Origin of the sequence: Tahibacter sp., from assembly GCF_035481375.1 — a bacterium.
Lineage (GTDB): Bacteria > Pseudomonadota > Gammaproteobacteria > Xanthomonadales > Rhodanobacteraceae > Tahibacter.
The window spans coordinates 1-3100 of the sequence record NZ_DATIGT010000207.1 but is presented as its reverse complement, the minus strand read 5'-3'; the positions used below and the strand labels follow the sequence as shown (position 1 = coordinate 3100).

General features: G+C 71.0%; 1 protein-coding gene. It reads left to right on the top strand.

What is annotated here, in order from left to right:
• Nucleotides 1-3100: beta strand repeat-containing protein (locus VLF18_RS13775; RefSeq protein ID WP_325280204.1), on the top strand; the 3100-nt coding region annotated here is incomplete at both ends.

Genomic DNA, 3100 nt, shown 5'->3' with positions numbered 1-3100 from the left:
GTACATCGGTGTTCAACAATGCGACCGCGCTGCCGACGCAGAACGCCTGGAGTTCCTTCGGCGCGGGCAACAGCATCGCGTTCACGTCGGGACTCAATGCCAGCGGCAATACGTATTTCCGCATCTACGGCTTCAATTCGGGCAACACGAACAGCGGTTCGGATCTCAATCTCGACAACGTGCTGTTCACGGGCTGCGGCAGCGCGGTCAAGCCGACACTGACCAAGGCGTTCTCGCCGGCGGCCGTCGCGGTCAACGGCGTCTCGACGCTGACCTTCACGCTGACGAACACGAACCCGGCCGTGCTCAACGGCGCGGCGTTCACCGACACGCTGCCCGCCGGCGTGCAGGTCGCCACCACGCCGTCCGCGGCCACGACCTGCGGCGGCACCTGGACACCGGTCGCGGGCGCAACGGCACTGACGTTCAGTGGCGGCATCCTGCCGGCGGGCGGATCCTGCACGGTCAGCGTCAACACGACGGTCACCAGTGCGGGACCGAAGACCAATATCGGCGGGTTCCTGTCGACGACCGAAGGCGGCACGAACACGGCGGGCGTGCCGACGGCGTCGATCACCGGCGTGCTGCCGCCGTCGATCGCGAAACAGTTCGCGCCCGATCCGATCCTGGCCGGCGCGACCTCGACGCTGACGTTCACGCTCTCGAATCCGAACCTCAATGCCGCGCTCGGCGGCATTGCGTTCAGCGACACCTATCCGTCGGGTCTCGCGAACGCGGCTTCGCCGGCGCTGTTCAACGGCTGCGGCGGTTCGGCCAGTGCGACACCCGGCGGCAACGGCGTCAGCCTTTCCGCGGCGACGCTGGCCGGCGGCGCGAGCTGCACGGTATCGGTCGTCGTGACGGCGGCGGCACCGGGCAGCTACGCGAACACCAGCGGCAACGTCTCGCACGTGATCAACGCGCAGACCGTCAACGGCAACACCGCGTCGGCGACGCTCGATGTCACGCCGCCGGATCCGTCGATCGGCCTGCTCAAGCAGGTCGGCCTGAGTGCCGCCGGTCCGTGGGGCGACTATCGCGCGGTCACGACCGGAACGCCGGTGTACTACCGCTTCACCGTCGAAAACACCGGCGACGTGCCGCTGAGTCCGATCAGCCTGACCGACAACACCTTGAACGTCGCGTCCTGCAACGCGACCTGGGCCGCGCTGACGCTGCCGGTCGCGGTGGCGGCGAACGACAACCACATCGTGAGCTGCGTGGTCGGCCCGGTTGCCGCGAGCACCGGCACGCATACCAACATCGCGCATGCGACCGGCACGTATGCCGCGACGCCGTACGACTCGCCCGACTCGAACGCGACCTACGGGACGACCGGCCTGACGATCGTCAAGGCCGCCGCGCAGACCGTGTTCCGCGCGGTCGGCGACACGCTGACCTACACCTACACCGTGACCAACAGCGGCGCGGCCGTGCTCGACGGACCGGTCACGGTCGCCGACGACCGCACGACGGTCACGTGTCCGGCGTTGACGACGATCGGCGATCTCGACGCGTTCTTCGATCCGGGCGAGAGCCTGGTATGCACCGCGAGCTACGTCGTCGTCGCGGCCGACGTGGCCGCGCGCGTCGTCACGAACACGGCCTTCGCATCGGCGGGCGGCGCGACATCGCCGACGACGAGCGTCAGCGTGCCGCTCGCTCCGGATCTCACGGTGACAAAGAGCAACGACACCGGCGGCGCGGCCGCACTCGGCGCGACGTTCCAGTGGACGCTCGCGCTGACGAACGGCGCGGCGGCGGGAACCGCGAACGTCGCGAACGGGCAGGTGCTGCTGGTCGACGACCTGCCGGCGACCGGCGCGACCTACGTCGTGCCGCCGGCCGCGACGAACACCGGCGGCACGACCGGTACGATCAACTGCGCGCTTGCCGCGAACACCGTCACGTGCACGGCGGCCGGTGCGGTCACGCTGCCGCCGGGCGGCGGCTTCTCGCTCGCGGTCGTGACGACGACCGCGGCACCCGGCGTACTCGCGAATCCGCGCGCGGGCGGCACCTGCGCCGCCGATCCCGGCGGCGTGCTGCCGGAAATCGGCGAGGCGAACAATGCCTGCCCGCCGAACACGGTTACCGTGTCGGCGGCGCCGCTGCTGTCGATCGACAAAGTAGCCAATGCGGCGAATTTCACGGCGGGCGCGACCGGGGGCTACACGCTGACCGTGTCGAACACCGGTGCGGCGCCGAGCAGCGGCACGATCACCGTGACCGACGTGCTGCCGGCAGGCCTGAGCGTCGCCAACGGCGCCGTCGGACTGAGCGGCGCGAATGCGGCCGACTGGTCGTGCACCGCCGCGGCGAACACGATCGCCTGCACGAGCGGCGTCGCGATCGCCGCGGCCGGCAGCAGCGTGTTCGGCTTCACGGTCGACGTGGCGCCGGACGCGCCACCCAGCGTCACGAATCCGGTGAACCTGAGCGGCGGCGGCGATCCGGCCTGCACGGTCGCGACGCCCTGCGCCGATCCGACGCCGCCGGTGACGCCGATCGTGCGGACGACGAGCCTCGCACTTGCAAAGACCGACGGTTCGCCGACCTACACGCCCGGCGGCACGGCGACCTATGCGCTGACCGTGACGAACGCCGGGCCCTCGGCCGCCGCGGCGGTGTCGGTCGCCGACACGCTGCCGGCCGGCGTGACGCTGGCGGGCACGGCGACCTGCACCGCGACCGGCACGGCGAGCTGCGGCACGTTGACCGGCGCGGTCGGCGGCAGCAGCTTCAGCGTCGCGGGCGCGACGCTCGCGCCGGGCGGCGGACATTCGCTGGTCTACCAGCTGCCGGTCGCGTTCGCGGCAGATCTTTCCACGAATCCACTCGTGAACATCGCGACAGCGAGCGATCCGGCCGATGCCGGCAGCCCGCGTTCGGCGAGCGACAGCGACACGCGTCTCGCGCAGACGGCGCTGACGCTCGGCAAGGACGACGGCCAGGCGATCTACACGCCGGGCGGCACGGCGACCTATGTGCTGACCGTCGGCAACGCCGGCCCCAGCGATGCGAGCGGCGTCAGCCTGGCCGACACGCTGCCGGCCGGCGTCACGCTGACCGCCGCACCGACCTGCAGCGCGACCGGTTC